Source organism: Sporosarcina sp. resist, from assembly GCF_014302295.1.
In the GTDB taxonomy this organism is placed as follows: Bacteria; Bacillota; Bacilli; order Bacillales_A; family Planococcaceae; genus Sporosarcina; species Sporosarcina psychrophila.
The window spans coordinates 2,462,596-2,484,658 of record NZ_CP060287.1; the positions used below are offsets into that span (position 1 = coordinate 2,462,596).

21 protein-coding genes and 1 riboswitch are annotated in these 22,063 nt (G+C 39.0%); all 21 genes read left to right on the forward strand.

Translation table 11 applies throughout. From position 1 onward, the window contains the following. The first annotated feature begins 115 nt into the window (after window positions 1-115). The 21 genes from H7992_RS11935 (at window position 116) to H7992_RS12035 (ending at window position 22,062) form a co-directional block, all read left to right on the forward strand. The gene (locus H7992_RS11935) at window positions 116-763 is read left to right on the forward strand and encodes a GGDEF domain-containing protein (protein ID WP_187047874.1); all 648 of its coding nucleotides are present in this window, start codon (window positions 116-118) and stop codon (window positions 761-763) included. A 736-nt stretch (window positions 764-1,499) separates the two neighbouring features. Next, on the forward strand, window positions 1,500-2,312 hold the full coding sequence (locus tag H7992_RS11940) for a transporter substrate-binding domain-containing protein (RefSeq protein WP_187047695.1): 813 nt from the start codon (window positions 1,500-1,502) through the stop codon (window positions 2,310-2,312). 86 nt (window positions 2,313-2,398) lie between these two features. Next, window positions 2,399-3,553 carry a saccharopine dehydrogenase family protein gene (locus H7992_RS11945; protein WP_187047875.1) on the forward strand — a complete coding sequence of 385 codons (1,155 nt, stop codon included), beginning with the start codon at window positions 2,399-2,401 and terminating at the stop codon, window positions 3,551-3,553. A 43-nt stretch (window positions 3,554-3,596) separates the two neighbouring features. Then, complete coding sequence (locus H7992_RS11950; protein ID WP_067208918.1) at window positions 3,597-4,253, forward strand: amino acid ABC transporter permease; 657 nt, start codon at window positions 3,597-3,599, stop codon at window positions 4,251-4,253. 43 nt (window positions 4,254-4,296) lie between these two features. Beyond that, window positions 4,297-5,040 carry an amino acid ABC transporter ATP-binding protein gene (locus H7992_RS11955; protein WP_187047876.1) on the forward strand — a complete coding sequence of 248 codons (744 nt, stop codon included), beginning with the start codon at window positions 4,297-4,299 and terminating at the stop codon, window positions 5,038-5,040. 547 nt (window positions 5,041-5,587) lie between these two features. Continuing rightward, window positions 5,588-6,766, forward strand: a complete 1,179-nt coding sequence (locus tag H7992_RS11960) for an acyl-CoA dehydrogenase family protein (protein WP_370569988.1) — start codon at window positions 5,588-5,590, stop codon at window positions 6,764-6,766. A 32-nt stretch (window positions 6,767-6,798) separates the two neighbouring features. Continuing rightward, window positions 6,799-7,656: a transporter substrate-binding domain-containing protein gene (locus tag H7992_RS11965; protein ID WP_255428658.1), complete on the forward strand. Its 858-nt coding sequence runs from the start codon at window positions 6,799-6,801 to the stop codon at window positions 7,654-7,656. A 94-nt stretch (window positions 7,657-7,750) separates the two neighbouring features. Further along, window positions 7,751-8,458 (forward strand): amino acid ABC transporter permease, encoded by a 708-nt coding sequence (locus H7992_RS11970; protein WP_187047696.1) that lies wholly within the window; start codon window positions 7,751-7,753, stop codon window positions 8,456-8,458. A gap of 12 nt (window positions 8,459-8,470) precedes the next feature. Next, window positions 8,471-9,184: an amino acid ABC transporter permease gene (locus H7992_RS11975; RefSeq protein WP_067208928.1), complete on the forward strand. Its 714-nt coding sequence runs from the start codon at window positions 8,471-8,473 to the stop codon at window positions 9,182-9,184. A gap of 24 nt (window positions 9,185-9,208) precedes the next feature. Further along, window positions 9,209-9,964 (forward strand): amino acid ABC transporter ATP-binding protein, encoded by a 756-nt coding sequence (locus tag H7992_RS11980; RefSeq protein ID WP_187047697.1) that lies wholly within the window; start codon window positions 9,209-9,211, stop codon window positions 9,962-9,964. 156 nt (window positions 9,965-10,120) lie between these two features. Continuing rightward, window positions 10,121-11,290 (forward strand): TraB/GumN family protein, encoded by a 1,170-nt coding sequence (locus H7992_RS11985; RefSeq protein WP_067208930.1) that lies wholly within the window; start codon window positions 10,121-10,123, stop codon window positions 11,288-11,290. Between the two features lie 59 nt (window positions 11,291-11,349). Then, the gene (locus H7992_RS11990; RefSeq protein WP_187047698.1) at window positions 11,350-12,258 is read left to right on the forward strand and encodes a DMT family transporter; all 909 of its coding nucleotides are present in this window, start codon (window positions 11,350-11,352) and stop codon (window positions 12,256-12,258) included. Between the two features lie 166 nt (window positions 12,259-12,424). Then, window positions 12,425-12,525: riboswitch (SAM riboswitch) on the forward strand. A gap of 223 nt (window positions 12,526-12,748) precedes the next feature. Further along, window positions 12,749-13,348, forward strand: a complete 600-nt coding sequence (gene cysC / locus H7992_RS11995; RefSeq protein ID WP_187047699.1) for an adenylyl-sulfate kinase — start codon at window positions 12,749-12,751, stop codon at window positions 13,346-13,348. A 258-nt stretch (window positions 13,349-13,606) separates the two neighbouring features. Then, complete coding sequence (locus tag H7992_RS12000) at window positions 13,607-14,335, forward strand: phosphoadenylyl-sulfate reductase (protein WP_187047700.1); 729 nt, start codon at window positions 13,607-13,609, stop codon at window positions 14,333-14,335. Continuing rightward, entirely contained in the window at window positions 14,336-15,484 is a 1,149-nt protein-coding gene (sat, locus tag H7992_RS12005) for a sulfate adenylyltransferase (RefSeq protein WP_187047701.1), read from the forward strand. It begins immediately after the preceding gene. Window positions 15,485-15,528: 44 nt separating this feature from the next. After that, window positions 15,529-16,311 carry a uroporphyrinogen-III C-methyltransferase gene (cobA, locus tag H7992_RS12010; RefSeq protein WP_067208943.1) on the forward strand — a complete coding sequence of 261 codons (783 nt, stop codon included), beginning with the start codon at window positions 15,529-15,531 and terminating at the stop codon, window positions 16,309-16,311. A 99-nt stretch (window positions 16,312-16,410) separates the two neighbouring features. Then, window positions 16,411-17,166 (forward strand): sirohydrochlorin chelatase, encoded by a 756-nt coding sequence (locus H7992_RS12015; protein WP_187047702.1) that lies wholly within the window; start codon window positions 16,411-16,413, stop codon window positions 17,164-17,166. Window positions 17,167-17,201: 35 nt separating this feature from the next. Continuing rightward, window positions 17,202-17,348 carry a YezD family protein gene (locus H7992_RS12020; RefSeq protein WP_082786557.1) on the forward strand — a complete coding sequence of 49 codons (147 nt, stop codon included), beginning with the start codon at window positions 17,202-17,204 and terminating at the stop codon, window positions 17,346-17,348. 144 nt (window positions 17,349-17,492) lie between these two features. Beyond that, the gene (locus H7992_RS12025) at window positions 17,493-19,319 is read left to right on the forward strand and encodes an assimilatory sulfite reductase (NADPH) flavoprotein subunit (protein WP_187047703.1); all 1,827 of its coding nucleotides are present in this window, start codon (window positions 17,493-17,495) and stop codon (window positions 19,317-19,319) included. Window positions 19,320-19,344: 25 nt separating this feature from the next. Next, window positions 19,345-21,069, forward strand: coding sequence for an assimilatory sulfite reductase (NADPH) hemoprotein subunit (gene cysI, locus H7992_RS12030; protein WP_187047704.1), 1,725 nt, complete (start codon window positions 19,345-19,347; stop codon window positions 21,067-21,069). Between the two features lie 369 nt (window positions 21,070-21,438). After that, entirely contained in the window at window positions 21,439-22,062 is a 624-nt protein-coding gene (locus H7992_RS12035) for a precorrin-2 dehydrogenase/sirohydrochlorin ferrochelatase family protein (RefSeq protein WP_187047705.1), read from the forward strand. Window position 22,063 lies beyond the last annotated feature (1 nt).

A 22,063-nucleotide genomic window follows, 5' to 3' on the forward strand; every position in this document is an offset into this window, starting at 1 on the left:
CGATTGCAAAATAGCTGCAATCGTTTTTCAGTATGTGTTGATTGTCATATTAAGTCGCGGGTAGTTCTTTAGTGGTGTATTATACCTATAGGAAATATGGAGATGAGTGAATAACATGAAATATAGTGGTAGAATAATCGCGATGTTAGTAGTTAGTTTATTCAATATTCTACGGTATTTTTATTATCATCAATATTTGGAGCTTCCATTTAAAGCGAACTTTTTTATTTTGACATTCATCTTTTTATGGGTTGCTTTGTGGTGTGGAATGCAGTTCGATCGAGTAAAATACTACTCTGAAAAAGATCCTTTAACGGATACTTACAACCGTCGAACGGTAGAAAAATATTTTCGGGAAATCACACGAACAATTAGAAACAAGGATCAAAAATTAGGTGTCATTATGATCGACCTCAACAAATTTAAAGAAATTAACGATACATATGGACATCATAAAGGTGATGAACTATTGATCCATCTTGCCTATATTATAAACAAGTCTGTTAAGAAGAGTGATAGGGTAGCACGTTGGGGTGGAGATGAATTTTTGATTCTAGTACCTACAAGTACTAATGATTTTGAGTCAGATTATATACAGGAATTTCAACGAAAATTGGAAAATGAGAACTTTGATGAATTCCCATCTGTAGGAGTATCTCTTGGCTTTTCGATTTATCCGGATGATGGGCAAGATTTTCAAGAGTTGATACAAATTGCAGATGGGGCGATGTATAAGGCAAAAGGAAAAGAAGTGGCTATATGAATATTAATGGTCACTTAATTCCCTTAAAATACGGTCATTTCTTTCTAATTGATCTGGTGTAACGTCTGTACTCCTCCTTCTGATGTGCTAAGTTTTTTGCACATTAGAAGGAGGAGTTTTTTAAAATTCATATCATATTTTTAGTGTTGGCTTTGTTTAGTACGAGGCGAGAGGAAAAAAGAATGAATTTCTCTTGTTAGGGACCTGTCCAAATTCCCGTTGTTTAGCACACGGCAATTTCCATCGGAATGGCTATAATTGGAGTTCCAAAGCGCTCAAAAGTCTATTAACTTGTTACGAATTATTGAGTAATCGATTTTAATTGGACTATATTCTTGTTCGATAATTGAAAAAAACACTGCCTACACCGCACGATGTTTAACGATTTATTGAGGATATGAATCTATACAAAATATGGTAATTTTTACTTGTTAAATTTACAGAAATTATTGAATTATTAGATATGTAGATTGACTTTCAAATACCTTTGTTCGATAATAAAGGAATAGGAAAGATGGTAGTTGCGCTACTGAGTACGGGGAAATTGGCAGGATAGATTATATTAACAGTGACTTTATCAGTATTTTAGTTGTATGATTCTTTAGTTTCTATTGCCATTCTAGTGTGTATGGAAAGCTAGTAAGCGTTTTCAATTCACATGAGACTAAACTGTTTTATCTGATGAAAAATGGAGAAAACAGATGAAAATAGTATGTAAATAGAAGGGGGAAAAGAAATGAAGAAGAATCTAATTTTGGTACTAATCACGATTTTTATGATTGGTATTATTGTGGGTTGTGGTACAGATAACGAAAAAGGGCAAGAAAAAGAAAGCAGCGGAAAAGGCGTGTTGGATCGTATTGAAAAATCGAAAGTATTGAATGTAGCTTTCGAAGGCACATATCCTCCTTTTAATTTTTTAAATGACAAAGATGAGTTTCAAGGTTTTGACGTAGATATCTCCAATGAAATAGCCAAAAAATTAGGTGTTAAAGCCAACTTTATTGCAACAAAATGGGATGGACTAATCGGCGGTCTAAAGGCCGATAAATTTGATATCATCATTGGGCAGATGACTGTAACGGAAGAACGCAAAAAAAGCGTTGATTTCACTGACCCGTATGTCATAACTGGTTCCGTATTAATAACTCGTGAAGATACCGATGACATTACAAAACTTGAGGACATTAAAGGCAAGAAAGTCGGCGTTGGTGGTGGAACAACTTTTGAAGAAGTTGCGAATAGCGTCGAAGGTGCTGACGTGAAATTATACAAAGCTGTAAGTGACTATATTCAAGACCTTACGAATAAAAGGTTGGATGTCATTATCAACGACCAGTTATTAATGGCCTACAATATTAAAGAAAATAGCCTTCCATTAAAAATTACAAGTGACATAGTAAATAAAGATGAAATAGGGATGGCAGTTAATAAGGGAAACGAAGATTTTATTACGGAAGTAAATAAAGCATTGAGTGAAATGAAAGAGGATGGAACATATAATGATATTTATAAAAAATGGTTTGGAACAGAGCCTTTAGACAAATAAAAGTAAGCATAGAGTGATCAAAGGGGAGATATTGATTGCTCTATGTTTTATTACATGTAAAAACCAAGTATTGGGGGCAGATTAATTTGCACATTGCCATATTGGGAACCGGAATGATAGGTACGACAGTAGTTAGTGAAATTGCTAAATTTACTGGTATTGATGCAATTACAGCTGTTGATGTTAGTCAAGGGAGTATTGATAAGTGTTTAGAAATCGCCAATAATCCCAAAGTGATAGGGAAAGTGGCCACGTTAGAAACTGAGGATGATATTGCAAAAGTGCTAAAAGATGTAGACGTAGCTGTGGCATGTCTACCACACTCTTTGAGCTTATTAGCCGTAAAAGCTGCAATAAAAGCAAAATGCCATCTAGTGGACCTTGTCGGATCAAACTTTAATGAAAAAATAGCATTGGATAACGAAGCACAAGAAGCAGGTGTAATCATCATCCCTGGCTGTGGTGTTGCTCCCGGAATAACAAACTTTTTAGCTGCGCAAGGTATTGAGATGTTAGATGAAGCAGAAGAGGCAATCATGACTTGCGGTGGCATTCCAAGATATCCTGTTCCACCACTATGGTATCAAGTAGTTTTCCGTCTTGAAAGCGTATTAGGTCTTTATACAAAACCTGCAATGGCCGTTAAAGATGGAAAACTTGTAAAGTTGCCTCCTCTTTCAGGGCTAGAGAAGATTATTTTTCCAGATCCGGTAGGTGTCTGTGAAGCTGTTATTACAGATGCACATAGCACAGCGTTCATTTTAAAAGATAAAGTGAAAAATTTATATGAAAAAACGGTTCGCTATCCAGGACATTGGGGGAAAATGAGTGTTTTAGGCGAATTAGGTTTTTTAGATATCGATCCCATTACAATTGATGGAATTACAACTACGCCTCGTGCATTAGCAGAAAAAATACTAGCAACAAAAATGGTTGGAGATTCGAATGAAGATATTACTGTGGTAAGGGTTGAGGTAAGCGGGGTTAAAGGTGGAAAGTCCACAAAGTATACTTGGGAAATGATTGACTACTATGATCATGGCCGGAATATCACTTCAATGGCAAAAACTACTGCTATTCCTGCTTCATTGGCAGCCAAATGGATTGCTATGAAAAAAATAACTGAGACAGGTGTTGTTCCAATAGAAAGCATAATCATCAAAGATCGGTTTCAACCATTTATTGAAGAGTTGGCCAGTTTAGGAATTGAAATTGAACGCAAAGAGGCAACCATAGTATAGTCAATGGTTTTACTGAGTAGCTTGTCTGACAGGGGGAGGATGTATGGACGCCACAATCATTATTGATTCATTACCATCTCTACTTAAGGCTACGTTGATGACCATTTTTTTGGCAGCTATATCAATAGTAATTGCACTCATTATTGGTTTTTTCACCGCAATCGTAAGGATAGTAAAAGTTAAAATCTTAAATGGGATCGCTAGTACCTACATTTCAATAATCCGTGGAACGCCGCTTCTTGTGCAAATTTTTGTTATCTACTATGGTTTACCGCAAGTAGGAATTGCTTTAGATCCGATATCATCAGGGATCTTAGCCTTGAGTCTAAATGCAGGTGCTTATCTGTCTGAATCTTTTCGAGCATCAATACTTGCTGTGGACAATGGGCAAATGGAAGCGTCAATGTCAATGGGAATGACCTATTCACAAGCATTGAGGAGAATAATACTGCCACAAAGTCTACGAATTGCTATTCCCACATTGTCAAACACATTTATCGTGCTTATTAAAGATACTTCACTTGTCTCTGTCATCACTGTAACGGAATTATTACAAATGTCGAGCTTGATAATCGCAAAAACATTTGAACCCCTCACGATTTATTTAATTGCCGCTGCAATTTATTGGGTTCTCATAACATTCTTTACAACGCTATTAAACAAACTAGAGATTAAAACATCCAACTATTTAGTTCGTTAAATAAAATATTTGAAAATACTAATGTGAGGAGAAAACCATGAGTATTATTCAAATTACCAATTTGAAAAAGAGCTTTGGATTGAATGAAGTTTTGCAGGGAATCGACCTAACTATAAATAAGAGTGAAGTGGTCGTAATAATGGGGCCAAGTGGATCTGGGAAATCAACTTTTTTACGTTGTTTAACTTTCTTGGAGGAGCCATCCGATGGAATCATTGAAATTGGTGAGTTTACAGTGCTTGCAGGTGGAAAAATAGAACGCAAACGAAAAAAAATGATAAGAGAATTAAGGAAAAAAACAGGATTTGTGTTTCAGTCGTTCAATCTATTCCCTCATAAAACCGCCATTGAAAATGTAATGGAAGGGCCAATTACTATTCATGGAACTAAGCCGGTCGAGGCGAGGCAATTAGCAGAAGCATTGCTTATTAAAGTTGGACTTGGGGACCGATGTGATCATTATCCAGCCCAACTGTCGGGTGGCCAACAGCAAAGGGTAGCAATCGCTAGGTCGCTTGCATTGAATCCGTTGGTTATGCTCTTTGATGAACCTACTTCTGCTCTCGACCCAGAACTTGTTCGTGAAGTTTTGCAAGTTATTAAAGATTTGGCTCAAGAGGGAATGACTATGATAATTGTGACACATGAAATGAACTTTGCGAAAGATGTCGCCGATAGAATCGTATTTATGGATGAAGGATTAATTGTTGAGCAAGGAACGTCAGCAGAAATATTTCAAACTCCAAAAGAGGAAAGGACAAGACGATTTTTGTCAAAAGTAGAATAATTGCAGCGCCTCCTTCTATGGCATAAAGTCTTGAAAGTAGTTTTTATGTCTATAAAAATTACAAATTAACGCTTGATGCATATATGTTGAAAATACTTTTTCGCCTTTCATTTAATCTGAACTAATATGAGCGCAATGAAGGTTATCTTCAATCAGAGGGGGGGATCCCACTTATTCATCTCGTGTCCTTGAAGACTTGAAGTGGGGGGTCTTACTGCCCGTTAGTGCGCAATAAAGAATATCATATTATAATCAATGAAAATGGCTACAATTTAATTACAGATGTCTGTATTTCTGATTAAATTGGCATCGTGTATGAGGCTGTTAGTTAAGTAATCTTTTAACCATATAATAGCTAATACCTCTTTCGATTTAGAAAGGGGTATTTTTTATCGTAAATTCATAAAAAAGCGAATTATCTTGACAGAGTAATTATTCGTAGCTTACTATTAGTTAAATTCCGATGAAACCTATCGGAATGATTAGCATAATATAAACTACTAATTAAAAGATAGCTTAGCTTCATTAGAAGACATTAGGGGGAGAAATGGTGAATAGCATATTTGTCAAAACAGAACGTCAAAAGACTTGGTTAGAGAAGTTGTATAAGAAAGAAATGAATTTCAAAAATACGTCAGCACAAACTGATGAGTTAGCCATCTTCCCTACGGAAAACATTCAAGAGTTAATCCAAATGGGTTATACGAGTAGTACAATTCCAACAGCTTACGGCGGAGAAGGGTTAAAGGTGTACGATATGGTACTCCTTCAAGAAACATTAGCGAGTTTTGATGGAAATACAGCACTTTCCATCGGATGGAATCTCGGAGTTGTAGGAGAACTTTTCGGAAAAGGGTTATGGAATGATAAAAATCTTGAATTCTTTGCCAAGGAAGTTCTGAATGGAGCTTTAGTGAACCGCTCTGTGAGTGAAGCACAAACAGGGAGTCCAACTCGGGGAGGACGTCCTGGTACAAATGCGGTAAAACAAGATGGTTCATGGGTATTATCGGGACGTAAAACATTTACAACGGCTTCTCCAGTATTAACATATTTTCTAACATCTGCGTGGATTGAAGAACAACAACAAGTAGGATTCTTCCTGCTTCACAAAGATTTAGAAGGACTAACAATTGATCATACATGGGACGTCATTTCAATGAGAGGAACTGGAAGTCACGATCTCGTTCTCGATAATGTCAAAGTCGAAGAGTCAAAACTTGTTGAACTTCCTGACAAGCCAAGTGGCGCTCCGTTTAGTGGTTGGCTTCTTCACATCCCAGCATGTTATCTAGGAATTGCACAGGCAGCACGTGATTATGCTGTGCATTTTGCAAATAATTATTCACCTAACAGCCTGAATGGACCAATTAGTCAATTGCCAAATGTTCAACAATTACTAGGAGAAATTGATTTGGAATTAATCCAGGCAAGGCATCTGATTTATAGTGTGGCGGAGGCCTATGATGATGAATCACGAAGAGGCTATCTGACAAATGAGGTCGCTGTTGTCAAGCACACCATTACGAATTCAGCCATTACGATTGTCGATAAAGCAATGAGAATTGTAGGTGCAAAAAGTCTTCAACGGACGAATCCATTACAGCGCTATTATCGGGATGTCAGGGCAGGTTTGCACAATCCTCCTATGGACGATATGACAATTAAGAAATTGGCACTGACTGCAATTGAACAAGATACAATAAAAAACGCTATCCAAATGTAAGCATATTGGATTGAAGCGAAAAAGGGGATTTCATGATGAGAAGAAGAAGCGTGTTTCAACTTGCGGCAATTGGTTTAGCATTAACTACTATTTTAGCTGGATGTAACTCAAGTAAAGCGGCCGATGGTAATGATTCAGACATACAAAAAGTAAAAATCGCCTATGATCAAGCTTCAAAACCAATGTCCTGGTTGGATGAAAAAGGAAATGCAACTGGATATGATGTTGAAGTGATGAAACTAGTTGATGAATTACTTCCACAATACGAATTTGAGTACGTTGGAACGACAAGCGATGACCTACTTGTGGGTGTCGAACAAGGGAAATACCAGGTAGGGGTTAAAAATGCATTTTGGACACAGGAAAGAACAGAAAAATTTATCTTCCCGAAAGAATTTATCGGCTTAAGCAGTGCGGGTCTTGTGCTTAAGAAAGAGAATGAACATATCAAATCCCTATCAGACTTCGCTTCTGCCGGCTTTTCGTTGGCACCTATTGCAGCTAATAATGCTCAATACACTGTAATTGATGAATATAACAAAGAAAATCCGGGTAATAAAGTGCAGTTGAAAGCTGGAGATGCTTTCACAGTTGACGTTGTTCAGTGGGTGAATGAAGGTCGCGTAGATGGTGGTGTTATCATTGAGGGTCCTTTTGAAAAGCAAGTGACTGCTGAAGATGGCCCGTATCATAATCTGGCAGACGAGGTTGTTTACAATGAATTTGCAGTCATAAAAACATGGCCTTTATTCAATAAGAAAGAACAGGAATTTGCGGATGCCTATGATCAAGCAGTTAAACAATTGAAAGAAGAAAAGAAGACAAGTGAATTAAGCACATCGTTTTACGGCAGAGATTTGTTTGAAGTGTTGGACGCTGTAGAGAGATAACGCTAAAGATATAAAGGCTGTTGGGTGTGCGATATGCTCAACAGCCTTTGTCAATCAAATGGTTACAATTTGAAAATGAAAGCGGGGTGGATACATGGAGAAGTATTTTGACGCATCATATATATGGGAGTCCATCCCACTACTAATTCCTTTTTTAAAAATGACATTTATGGTTGCAGGTCTTTCCGTCCTGTTCGGTACGTTCCTGGGCTTTATCTTAACGGCGGCGAAAATAGGGAAAAGTAAATTTGCAAGGAAGGTAGCTAATGGTTATACAACGATATTAAGGTGTACACCCTCTATCGTACTCCTTTTTTTAGTATATTATGGACTTCCTGCAATCGGTGATCGTGTCGGTCTGAATTTGAACAATATACACACAGCTGTATTTGTCATAATCACTTTTACACTTCAATTTGCGGCGGCTATGTCCGAGGTCATGCGCTCAGCTTTTCAATCAATTGACAAGGGACAATTTGAGGCCGCAGTAAGTGTTGGGCTAAGCAATTCAAAGGCTTATAGACGAATCGTATTTCCCCAAGCTTTTGTAGTCGCATTACCGAACTTTGGAAACAGCTTGCTGGCAGTACTTCAAGAAGGATCGTTAGCTTATACAATCGGGTTGATAGATGTTGTCGGAAAAGCAAATCTTATTATTGCGGGCAACTATAACGCACATGCATTAGAAATATTTCTTGCATTAGCAATTATTTACTGGATACTTTCAATAGCAATTGAACAGTTCTTCTTAAAATTAGAGAAAGTATTTAGTAAGGGGAAACAAGGATTGAAAACTGCATAAGGGGGTGAGAAAGTGTCTGAAGGATTAAATTACAAGTTTTTAGTAGATACATTTTTTATCGCATTATCAGGTGTTCCTATAGCGCTATTCATTACAATTGTAGCTTTGCTCTTTGCGTTGCCGTTAGGATTTTTACTGGCACTAACAAGAATCAATCGAATTCCCGTGTTACATCGTTTTGCACAAGTATACGTTTCTTTTGTCAGAGGAACCCCAATTATCATTCAGATTTTCATCGTCTATAGTAGTGTCCCCTTATTGCTAAGTTCACTATTTACAAAGTTTAATATTGGGATGAATGTGTATGATGTGAATCCAATTTGGTACGCATTCATTGTCTTCACTTTTAACACTACAGCGGTCCTGATTGAAGTTTTTCGCTCTGCACTAAGCACGGTGAACAAGGGGCAGTTGGAAGCTGCCCAATCAGTGGGGCTAACGAATGTGCAAGCGTACAGAAGAATTATTATTCCACAGGCATTGGTCGTTGCAATGCCGAATATCTGTACAGCGACAGTCAACTTAATCAAAGCGACATCTCTCGGGTATGCAATGTCATTACAAGAAATTACGCTGAAAGCAAAAGTGGCAGCGAACGTAGGCTACAATTATGTTGAGGCCTATATCGATATCTTTCTTGTCTATTTACTGTTATGCAGTGCAGTCGAATTCGCATTTAAACTATATGAAAAACGTTTGAGTAAATATAAACCGTCAGTCGTTTAAGTATGAAAAGGAGGGATCCGAAGCATGTTAGAAATTAGAGATATCCATAAGTCATTCGGTAAAACTGAAATCTTAAAAGGTGTTGACGTAACAATAGATAAAGGCGATGTTGTTGTTATACTGGGGCCAAGTGGATCCGGTAAGACAACATTACTGAGATGTATCAATTTTTTAGAAAAAGCGGATCAAGGCCGTGCTATTTTTGGGGATATAGACGTGAATTTAAAAACAGCATCCAAAAAACAAATCCATCAGATTAGACAGAAAATCGCTTTTGTATTTCAAAACAATAATTTGTTCAATAATAAAACAGCTTTAGAAAACGTTACAGAAGGACTTATTATCGGAAGAAAAACCCCGACAGCAGAAGCGGTTGAGATAGGGAAAAAAGCGTTGGATAAAGTGGGGCTATCGGATAAATACAATGCATATCCCAGTGAATTATCGGGAGGGCAGCAGCAAAGGGTAGGCATTGCAAGAGCAGTTGCTTTGAATCCAGACATTATTTTATTTGACGAACCAACTTCTGCATTGGATCCAGAATTAGTCGGGGAAGTTTTGACAGTTATGAAGAATATCGCGAAAGAAGGAACAACTATGTTAGTTGTCACACATGAAATGGGTTTTGCGAAGGATGTAGCTAACAAAGTAATATTTATGGATGGGGGAGTCGTAGTAGAGGAAGGAGCACCCCATGAAATCTTTGTAAATCCAAAGGAAGAACGAACACAGAAATTTTTAAAAAGGGTATTGCCCGAGGACTTTACGTATCATATTTAATAGTCATTATCCATGAGGGTGACTTTCATTATATTAATAATGAAAGATAATTGAAATTTCATTCAAACTGATTCATTATAATAACTAGACCGTCTTTTTAGTAAACCTTGGCTTAAGGTTGCTCAGAAGAAATAAGTTCATAAAGGAAGTTTGTCAATGCAAGAGACTAACATTACGAGAATAGAATTAGACGGTAGAGAACTAATACTTATTGGAACTGCCCATGTTTCCAAGCAAAGTGCAGAACAAGTAAAAGAGGTAATCGACAAGGAAAGACCCGATTCAGTATGCATTGAATTGGATGAACAAAGGTTTCAATCTATAATGGATAGTAATAAGTGGAAAGAAACGGATATTTTCAAGGTGATTAAAGAGAAGAAAGCTACATTGCTCTTAATGAATCTGGCAATATCCTCCTTTCAAAATCGTTTGGCAAAGCAATTTGATATTAAACCTGGACAGGAAATGATTCAGGGGATTGAATCAGCAAAAGAAGTCGGTGCAAATTTGGTGCTGGCTGACCGTAATATCCAAATTACTTTTTCCCGAATTTGGGGGAATATTGGACTTAAGGGGAAAAGTCAGCTTCTGATGTCGGTTTTTTATAGTATCTTCAGCAAAGAGACGATTTCTGAAGAAGAATTGGAGAAAATGAAATCAAAGGACACGCTAAATGCCGTTCTAACTGACTTTACGGAATCATTTCCAAGGTTAAAGACGCCCTTAATCGATGAGAGAGACCAGTATTTAGCACAGAAAATCAAAGATGCACCAGGTAAAAAGGTCGTTGCAGTCATTGGTGCAGCACATGTTCCAGGGATTACAAAAGAAATCTATAATGACCATGATTTAGTCGCATTAGCGCAAACACCACCAAAATCAAAAATCCCAAAAATTATCGGATGGGCAATTCCGATTCTTCTATTATCAATTATCGCCTACACCTTTATCGCAAATCCATCTGCCGGTTTCGATCAAGCGTTAAGCTGGGTCTTATGGACAGGTAGCCTGTCAGCTATTGGTGCTGCGGTGGCTCTTGGACACCCGCTGGCCATTTTAGCGGCCTTTGTATCAGCCCCTATTACTACCTTGCATCCACTGATAGCGGCCGGTTGGGTTTCAGGAATTGTTCAAGCATTTTTTCGCCGCCCAAGTGTTGGTGACTTTGAAACGCTTTCTGCAGATGTTTTTACGATTAAAGGTTTTTGGGCAAATAAGGTGACACGGGTCTTGCTGGTAATTGTTTTGACTAACTTGGGAGGAACGTTGGGGACCTTCTTAGGCGGAGCCGACGTTATCCGTGTATTCTTTGAAAACTTAAAGTGAAATCAATTGATCAGCATTTTCTTTTAAACGTTTTATAGTAATAATGGGGTGGGGACCGGATGAATCGAATCAGTTTTTGCTTGTTAGTGATTTTGACGACTGGACTAATGGGTTCTTCTTTTACAATAGGGAAGTTAGGGTTAGCCTATTCATCTCCACTCCTATTAGTCGCTCTGCGTTTTACGCTTGCAGGGATTATTATGGCAACTATCGTTAAAATCTTAAACAAGCCACATCCAGTAAAAGCAATCGACTGGGTGTGGCTTGTTCTAATTGGACTTTTCCAAACAGCTTTTGTGATGGGCTGTATATTTATGGCACTGCGTACAATCACTTCTGGAGAGACGTCTATCCTAACGTTTATGAATCCTTTACTCGTTGTCGTTTTTGGGACGCTTTTTTTAAAATCGCGTTACCATATTCAGCAATGGATAGGTGTACTGTTAGGTTTTATCGGGGTTTTTCTCACGTTAGGTTCACATCTTGACTTTAAAGTCGGTACCATATTAGGGCTTTTGTCGGCTGTTTCATGGGCGATTGCTACGCTATTGATAAAAATACATGGTTTCAAATTTGATACGTATGTAATGACAGCCTATCAAATGCTTTTTGGTGGATCAATTCTCTTTCTGGGAAGCTTACTACTGGAAGAGACTTTCTTTAAAATGACTACTCAATCTATCCTGATTTTGTTATGGCTTACCATTGCAGCATCAATTATTCAGTTTTCTATTTGGTTTTATCTTCTCCAAAGAGGTAATCAAGAACGAACTAGTGCATTCCTTTTTTTAGCGCCATTCTTCGGTGTACTCACAGGATGGTTTTTACTCCATGAAAGACTAACCTGGTCTATCCTTTTTGGTGGATTACTAATATTTGCAGGAATCTTTCTTGTTAATTGGAAAAATAATTATGAAAAGGAAATAGAGAAAACCGATGAGAACAACGAAAGGTTAAGTGAGAGTTAACTAACATGTTTCCTAGCGCACTGAAAAGTAGTTTAAAGTGCCTATTATATGTGCAAGAAGATCGCCTTTAATTCCAACTAAACTGATATGATTGAAAATAAATTCTGATAAGTCATTGACTTTGAATTTTCGATAATGTAGTATTGGTCTCAACTTAATAGTTTATATCTTATCTAGAGAGGTTGAGGGACTGGCCCGATGAAACCGCGGCAACAGACTGTTTAGTACTGTGCCAATTCCAGTAAACGAAAGTTTAGCAGATAAGAGGAGTAATATGTGTTCGATTCTATTAACCTCTTCTTGCTCTATTTAGAAGTGGTTTTTTTATTTCTTTACTGTAAAGGTTGTAAGTCATTTATCATTTTAACAATTTCATACATGCTAATTAGACAACTAAAGGCAACTTTCTAATCGATTATTTGAATCGGAAAAAGGTGTCTTTTTTGTATATAAAAATTAAACTGAAACAAATGATTTAGGGGGGCAAACAATGACAGAGTCTACAAATATCGTTTGGCATGAATCAGAGGTAACAAAAGAAAATCGTCAAGAACTAAAGGGCCATAAGAGTGCTATTCTTTGGTTCACTGGGCTATCAGGGTCAGGGAAATCAACAGTTTCAGTAGCGCTAGAAACAGAGTTACACGCGAAAGGCATTCATACTTATCGACTGGATGGAGATAATGTCCGGCACGGTTTAAATAAGAATCTAGGGTTTAGTCCAAATGATCGGACGGAAAATATTCGCAGAATCGGTGAAGTTTCAAAACTAATGGTCGACGCTGGCTTATTCACATTAACAGCATTCATATCGCCTTATCAGGAAGATCGAGATCAGGTGCGAGAAATTGTCAAATCCGATGAGTTTATCGAAATATACGTTAAGGCAAGTTTAGAAACTTGTGAAGAACGGGATCCGAAGGGGCTTTATAAGAAAGCAAGATTGGGTGAAATTAAAGGCTTTACAGGAATTGATGCTCCTTATGAAGAACCTGTTAACCCGGAAATAATCATTGATACCAATCAATTAAATATTGTAGAGTCTGTCAAAGCCATCGTTTCTTATTTAAAAGAAAATAACTATATCTAAAAAATTACAAAATGCGTAACATATTGGGGTTTTAGGAATAGAATGTATTTAAACCTACTTGACACATAGGATTAATAAAGTTAGTATAAACGCTAATCACATGCCGACTGGAAATCCAGAAGCTAATGGACAATCGTGAACATACGAACAATTCGCTGACTAAAAAATTAGAGGCGACTTTAATCAATAGTAGATTAAAGTCGCCTTTTTTAAAAAAGATAATGTAATAGAGTTATTGAGTTTAGAGGGGGGATTAGTATGGCGAAGTTGACGTACAAATCTTGGGCTGAGACTAGTGAAGTTTTTCCAATCGATGACGAGTCAAAAGGTGCGTTAAACGTCTTGCGATGGGCTTACGGAGAATACGACGATGAGCTTGTATATGCGTGTAGTTTTGGGGTTGAAGGTATCGTAATGATAGATTTAATCTCGCAAATAAAACCAACTGCTAAAGTGGTCTTTCTCGAAACCGGGTTTCATTTTCAAGAAACGCATACCTTAATCGATGAAGTAAAGAAACGTTATCCAAAGCTTGTAATTGAAATGAAGACTCCCGGCTTAACGGTTGAGGAACAAGCTGACAAGTATGGCGATCGACTATGGGAAAGACAGCCGGATCGTTGTTGTCATATGAGGAAAGTAATTCCACTCCGTGAAGCAATGAGCGGTACGACCGCTTGGTTATCCGGACTTAGGCGCGAACAATCACCATCAAGAAGTAAGACAAAATTTGTGAACAAAGATGAAACCTTTCAATCGGTTAAAATTTGCCCGCTGATTCATTGGACGTGGAATGATATTTGGGATTATGTAAAAAAACATAATTTGCCTTATAATCCACTCCATGACCAAGGCTATCCCAGTATCGGTTGTTCACACTGCACATTCAAAGGGGATACAACGACGGGGTCGAGGTCAGGGCGCTGGGCAAATCAGGCGAAGACAGAGTGTGGCTTGCATAATGCTAACGAAAATGGGGGAATTTAAATGAGTTTGAGTCAACCGCATGGTGGTACATTAATTAATCGCTGGAATCCTGGTTTTCAATACGAAGGAATAACTGAAACAGTTGAATTAGACGAAATTGCTAGTAGTGACTTGGATTTGATTGGTACGGGTGCTTATAGCCCTTTAAGTGGATTTCTTACAGAAGTAGACTACAATTCTGTTGTTACAACAATGAGATTATCTACTGGAGTACCTTGGACAATTCCGATTACATTGCCAACGACAGAGGTGAACGCACAAGGTATCGCTGTTGGAAACTTTGTGAAATTGGTGAGAGATGGAGTTGTCTATGGTGTTCTCGAAGTATCGGATATTTTCACACCAGATAAGGAAAAAGAAGCTAAACTAGTCTATCAAACGACAGACCGTGAGCACCCAGGCGTCAAGAAGTTGTTTGAGCGCCCTAATGTCTACCTGGGTGGAACCATCACACTGATTCAGCGAAGGCCGCTGAATGAGTTTTCGGAGTACCTATATGACCCGATTGAAACAAGAGGGAAATTCCAAGAGCTAGGCTGGGAAACAGTCGTCGGTTTCCAAACGAGAAACCCAGTTCATAGGGCACATGAATATATTCAAAAGACTGCATTGGAAATTGTAGATGGATTATTTTTGAATCCCCTTGTAGGTGAAACGAAATCAGATGATATTCCAGCAGATGTGCGCCTGGAAAGCTATGAAGTCTTACTAGAAAAATATTATGCGAAAGAGCATGTGTTTTTAGGTGTGTTTACAGCGGCAATGCGCTATGCCGGACCAAGAGAAGCCGTTTTTCATGCGATGGTTCGAAAGAATTTTGGTTGTACACACTTTATCGTCGGTCGTGATCATGCGGGTGTTGGTAATTATTACGGTACGTATGATGCTCAGAAAATCTTTAGCAACTTTACGCTTGGAGAACTTGGGATTACGTTATTATTTTTCGAACATAGCTTTTACTGCAATAAGTGCGGTAATATGGCAACACCAAAAACATGTCCGCATGATGCCAGTCACCATGTGATCTTGTCGGGAACAAAAGTGAGAGAAATGCTTCGTAAGGGAGAACAACTGCCATCGACATTTAGCCGACCGGAAGTGATCGAAGTATTAATTGCAGGAATGCAAAAAGAAGAGATTCATTCATAACGATGATTTTATTGTAGAACTGAGCGGTGAGAGGAGAGATGAGAATGGGAAAAGTATTTATAGTTGGAGCTGGACCTGGAGATGTTGATTTAATCACCGTTAAAGGGATGAAATGTATTCAACAAGCGGATGTCATCTTGTATGATCGTTTAATTAATAAAGAGTTGCTCTCCTATGCAAAACCGGGAGCAGACTTAATTTATTGCGGAAAACTCCCAAATTACCATGCAATGATTCAGGAGACGATTAACCACTTTTTAGTGAAATATGCGAAGCAGGGAAAAATCGTCACACGCTTAAAAGGTGGAGATCCATTCGTTTTTGGCAGAGGTGCTGAAGAGGCAGAAGTTCTTGCAGACAACGGAATCCCTTTTGAGGTGGTTCCAGGAATTACTGCTGGAATTGCGGCTCCTGCTTATGCGGGAATCCCAGTCACGCATCGTGATTTAAGTTCTAGTTTTGCGATTGTAACTGGCCATATGCGTGCTGGAAAAAGCGATTCCATTCATTGGGAAAGTCTTGCAGTTGGTATTGATACATTAGCGATTTATATGGGTGTCGGAAACTTACCTTATATTTGTGAGCAACTGACTAAGCATGGCCGACCTGAAAACACGCCAGTTGCACTTGTTCATTGGGGGACGACAGAAGCGCAGTATACGATTACAGGTACACTGTCGACCATTGTAGAGATTGCGAGAGATTCTGAAATTAAAAACCCAAGTATGATCATTGTCGGCGAAGTTGTGAAATTGCGAGAGAAGATTCAATGGTTTGAACAAACAGAGTTGAACCAAAATAGTATTAAAGAAGTATCTGCATACTAGCAGTTTAACTTCTTTCAGCAGGGGTGAGAATCCCCGCTTAATAATAAAGAAAGGTTACCTTAGTACGCCGAGGCGTACTTGATACGAGGAGGGATTAGCATGCAGGCAGTTTTATATGTGGGCCACGGTAGCCGAATTAAAGCAGGTGTCGAAGAAGCCATTCAGTTTATTAAGAGCAGTCAAGCAATGATCGATGTTCCGATTCAAGAGATTTGTTTTTTAGAACTAGCGGCACCAAGCGTGGATGAAGGGATTACGAAATGCGTGGAACGCGGAGCTACTAAAATTGCCATTGTACCTATACTTTTATTAACCGCAGCGCATGCAAATGAAGATATTCCATTTGAAATCGAAGTGGGAAAAATCATGTATCCCGATATCGAATTTACATACGGAAAAACATTTGGCATTCATCCGAAGATTGTTGATAGTTTATATGACCGAGTTGTTGAACAAAAAGTAGCGATTGCAGAAGATGCTCAAGTGTTAATCGTAGGCAGGGGGAGTAGTGATCCCGCAGTTAAGCATGATTTAAACGAAATTGCACAGCTTCTTGCTGACAAGTACGCCTTTAATAAAGTAACTGTTTGTTTTCTTTACGGAGCAGATCCTCATTTCGATGAAGCATTACTGCAACTACAGGAAGCACCTCAAAAGCAAGTTTTCATTATTCCGTACTTATTATTTACAGGTATTTTAATGAATGGCATTGAGAAAAAGATTGTGACACAGTCTCCTAATGACCAGCAGCTTATTCTTTGTGAAAATCTTGGTTATCACAAATATGTCCAGGATGTACTTGTAGAACGGGTGAATGAGTTACTTGAAAAAGAGCAAATCAGTCAGCTTATTTAAATGAAGATATTTTGTCTGAGAGGATGAAAGGGACTATGGAGAAACGGGAACAAAACCTTGAACTTACTATTGAAAATGTTAAAAAGATGCTGAGCACGATGAATTATGGCTCTATCACATTGGTTATTCAAGACAATGTTGTGGTTCAAATAGAGAGAAACGAGAAAATTAGATTAAAATAATGCTCTTTTTATAGCTGTGTATGTTGAAATAAAGAATTCTTTTGAATTCGATATGACGCTTGAGGATACCTCAGCTTAGTTTATATAAGTATTCGCGTGCTCAGCATATATATGTAAAATACTAATTTTGCGGGGTGGGAAATTTTGGCGCTTCAAGTGATAAACAGTCCTTTTAATCAGGAGCAGGTAGAACTCCTAAATCAACTTTTACCAATACTGACGGAGACACAACAAATCTGGTTGGGCGGCTATCTGAGTGCGAGTCAATTAGCTACGCAATCAAACGCTTCTGGCAGCGTGGCAGTTCTGGAAGCTCCGTCAAAACAAATAGAAGTCATCTCAAAAGAAGTGACAATTCTCTATGGATCTCAGACTGGTAACGGGCAGGCTTTAGCTGAAAAACTGACGAAGAATTTAAAAGCAGAAGAGTTCCAAGTAACGCTTGCTTCTATGAATGAATTCAAACCGAATTCGCTTAAGAAGATTGAGAACTTACTACTTATTGTAAGTACACATGGTGAAGGTGATCCACCAGATAATGCATTGCCATTCTATGAATTTCTTCATGGTAAAAGAGCGCCACAATTGGATAATCTGCACTATTCGATCCTGTCTTTGGGAGATAGTTCTTATGAGTTTTTCTGTCAGACAGGTAAACAATTTGATGAACGATTACTGGAGTTAGGTGCAAAACAGCTTAGTCCACGCGTCGATTGCGACTTGGATTATGATGAATCTGCCGCGGAATGGTTTACGAATGTTTTAGCCGCATTAAATGAGCAACGAGGAAGCAGTTCTACAACGGTCCAACAACCAGTCAACAAGGGTGTTATGGAACAGCTGGAGTATTCTAGAACAAATCCATTTAAAGCTGAAATCCTAGAGAATTTGAATTTAAATGGCCGTGGTTCAAACAAGGAAACGCGTCATCTTGAGTTATCACTTGAAGGATCGAACCTCGAGTTTGAACCGGGAGATAGTTTGGGCATTTATCCGAAAAATGATACTGGATTAGTGGATAGCTTGATTGCAGAGATGGGCTGGAATGCTAGCGAAGCAGTGAAGGTCAATAACCAGGGGGAGCTTAAGCCCTTGCGCGAGGCATTGATTTCTAGTTTTGAAATCACTGTATTGACGAAACCATTACTACAAAAAGCAGTGCAATTTACCGCTAACAATGAATTAAAGGAACTCTTGGAATCAGCAAGGGAGCAAGAATGCAGGGATTATCTCTATGGTCGTGATCTATTGGATCTAGTACGGGATTTTGCACCATGGGAAGTCTCTCTAAGTGATTTTGTCGCAATATTACGTAAAATACCCGCGCGCTTATATTCAATTGCCAGTAGTTCAAAAGCAAATCCGGATGAAGTTCATCTCACGATTGGAACTGTTCGTTATGAGGCACATGGTCGCGATCGGGTTGGTGTCTGTTCAGATGAATGTGCTGTACGTGCGCAACCAGGAGATCATTTACCGGTATATGTTCAGCGTAACTCGAACTTTAAATTACCAGAAGATCCTAACACGCCTTTGATTATGATTGGACCTGGTACTGGAATAGCTCCGTTCAGATCATTCTTGGAAGAACGCGAGGAGATTGGCGCCGAAGGGAAAACATGGTTGTTCTTTGGTGATCAACACTTCGTAACAGACTTTCTGTATCAGGTTGAATGGCAACAATGGCTCAAAGAGGGTGTATTGACGAGAATGGATGTTGCATTTTCCCGTGATACGAAAGATAAAGTCTATGTCCAACACCGAATGATTGAGAACAGCCAAGCTATTTTTAAGTGGCTAGAAGAGGGTGCTGTACTCTACGTCTGCGGTGATGAAAAGCATATGGCTGCTGACGTCCATACTACTTTGGAAAAAATCCTTGAAGAAGAGGGTGCCATGAGTTCTAAGGAAGCATCTGATTATTTAGCTGACATGCAACAGCAGAAACGTTATCAACGTGATGTCTACTGAAACAACTGTGAGAGGAGCTAGTTACATGACTAAAAAAATAATTCTTCCGCCACAACCCGGTCCACCTAGTGATGTTGAGCGGATTAAGAGTGAGAGTAACTATTTACGAGGAACGCTTGTGGAGACGCTTGAATATCCGATTAGTTCGGGGATACCTGACGACGATAATCGATTGATGAAACACCATGGGAGTTATCTGCAAGATGATCGGGATTTACGCAATGAGCGACAACGTCAAAAATTAGAGCCGGCATACCAGTTCATGGTCCGTGTTCGCGCTCCGGGCGGCGTTGCAACCTCGGCGCAATGGCTAGCAATGGACGGTGTTGCCAATAAATTTGGTAATGGAACGTTGAAATTGACTACCCGACAAGCATTTCAAATGCATGGGATTTTAAAGTGGAATATGAAGGAAAATATTCAGGAAATTAATGCGGCATTGATGGATACACTAGCGGCTTGTGGTGATGTGAACCGGAATGTCATGTGTAACCCAAACCCTTATCAATCGGATATTCATGCCGAGGTCTATGGTTGGGCTCAGAAACTAAGTGATTATCTTTCGCCACGGACCAATGCGTACCATGAAATTTGGCTTGATGGTGAAAAAGTAATCGACAGTCAAGAAACAGAGGAAGAAATCGAACCATTATATGGTGCGCTCTATTTACCACGGAAATTTAAAATTGGTGTAGCAGTTCCTCCTAATAATGATGTTGACGTCTTTTCGCAGGATCTTGGTCTAATTGCCATTTTAGAAGAAGGTAAATTAGTAGGATTCAACATTGCAGTCGGAGGCGGCATGGGGATGACACATGGAGATACAGACACCTATCCTCAGTTAGCACGGGTGATTGGATTTTGTACAACAGATCAGATTATCGAAGTAGCCGAAAAAATCATTACGATTCAACGTGATTACGGGAATCGTTCTGTTCGAAAGTATGCACGTTTTAAATACACTATTGATACACGTGGACTTGATTGGGTCGTAAAAGAACTCAATGAGCGATTAGGCTGGGAACTAGAAACCGCGCGTGATTATCATTTTGAACATAATGGAGATCGTTATGGTTGGATAGAAGGAAGCGATGGCAATTGGCATTTCACGCTCTTTATCCAAAATGGTCGAATCCAAGACTTGGATGATTATCCACTGATGACTGGCTTGCGCGAAATTGCCAAGATTCACACAGGAGATTTCCGCCTTAGCCCAAACCAAAACCTGATTATCAGCAATGTTTCGAGTCAAAATAAGAAAAAAATCGTCGAACTGATTGAACAGCATGGATTGACTGATGGACAGCATCATTCTGCATTACGTCGAAGTTCAATGGCTTGTGTTGCTTTTCCAACTTGCGGACTAGCGATGGCTGAAGCTGAACGTTATCTGCCTTCGCTGTTGGATAAGATGGAACTGATTTTGGATGAAGCGGGATTGCGTGAAAAAGAGATTATCATACGTATTTCAGGTTGTCCGAACGGTTGTTCTCGTCCTTCTTTAGGGGAAATAGCCTTTATCGGTAAATCTCCTGGAAAATATAATATGTATCTAGGGGCTGGCTTTGTTGGAGATCGATTAAACAAATTATACCGGGAAAACATTGGAGAAGAAGAGATTCTAGCACTACTTAGACCACTATTTTTCCAGTACGCGAAGGAAAGACAAGAAGGCGAGCATTTTGGAGATTTTGTTATCCGTGCAGGACATGTGAAAGCAGTCCAATCTGGATTGGACTTTCACGATTAATAAGAAAAGCGCAAGCGCCTAGGTAGACCCGAAAAGCGCTGGAGGGCCTAAAGATAAAGGCGTACTTTGCCTTTGCCTTTAACTTAAGGACTGAAGCGACTCGAGGGTCTAGGCGCTGGAGTCTAGACAATAAGGAAAGCGCAAGCGCCTAGGTAGACCCGAAAAGCGCTGGAGGGCCTAAAGATAAAGGCGTACTTTGCCTTTGCCTTTAACTTAAGGACTGAAGCGACTCGAGGGTCTAGGCGCTGGAGTCTAGACAATGCTCCAAGTGAAAAACTTATACTTTCTAATAATATAAAAAAGCTAAGTAGGACCGCTGATTTTACGGTCTTTTCCAGAATAACTTTACAGCGGCAGGTGGATAAAACAATGAAATCCTACCCGATTATGTTGAACATCGAAGGCAAAGCTGTAGTAGTAGTTGGTGGTGGTCTGATTGCCTACAGAAAAATTACCGGCTTGCTACAGGCAGGTGCTTATATAACTGTGATTAGTCCGGTGATTCATTCGAAAATAGAACAACTCTTTATTGAGAACAAGATTTCCTGGAAAAATAAATTGTTTGAACCGGTTGATCTTGATTCCGCATTGATTGTTATTGCAGCCACAAATAGTGAAATCGTGAACACATTCGTTGCATCGTCTGCTGGCAAGCATCAACTGGTCAATATCGTTGATAATCCGGAGTTAAGCACCTTTCATGTCCCTGCAAAGCTGACAAGGGGTGACCTAACGATAAGTGTTGCAACGGGCGGCGGAAGTCCGACACTTTCCAAAAGCATTCGTGATGAACTTGCCGTAATTTACGACGATACTTATGGCGATTATCTTGAATTTCTAACGCTGTCGAGAGAAAAAGTTAAGCATTCTATCTTTGATCAAACAATAAAAACGAAATTACTTAAAGCAATCACGAATGACACGTACAGGCAATCTAACAACATGCAAAATGCCTTTCTAGAATTAATAAGTGGATATCAAAACATGTCCTAAA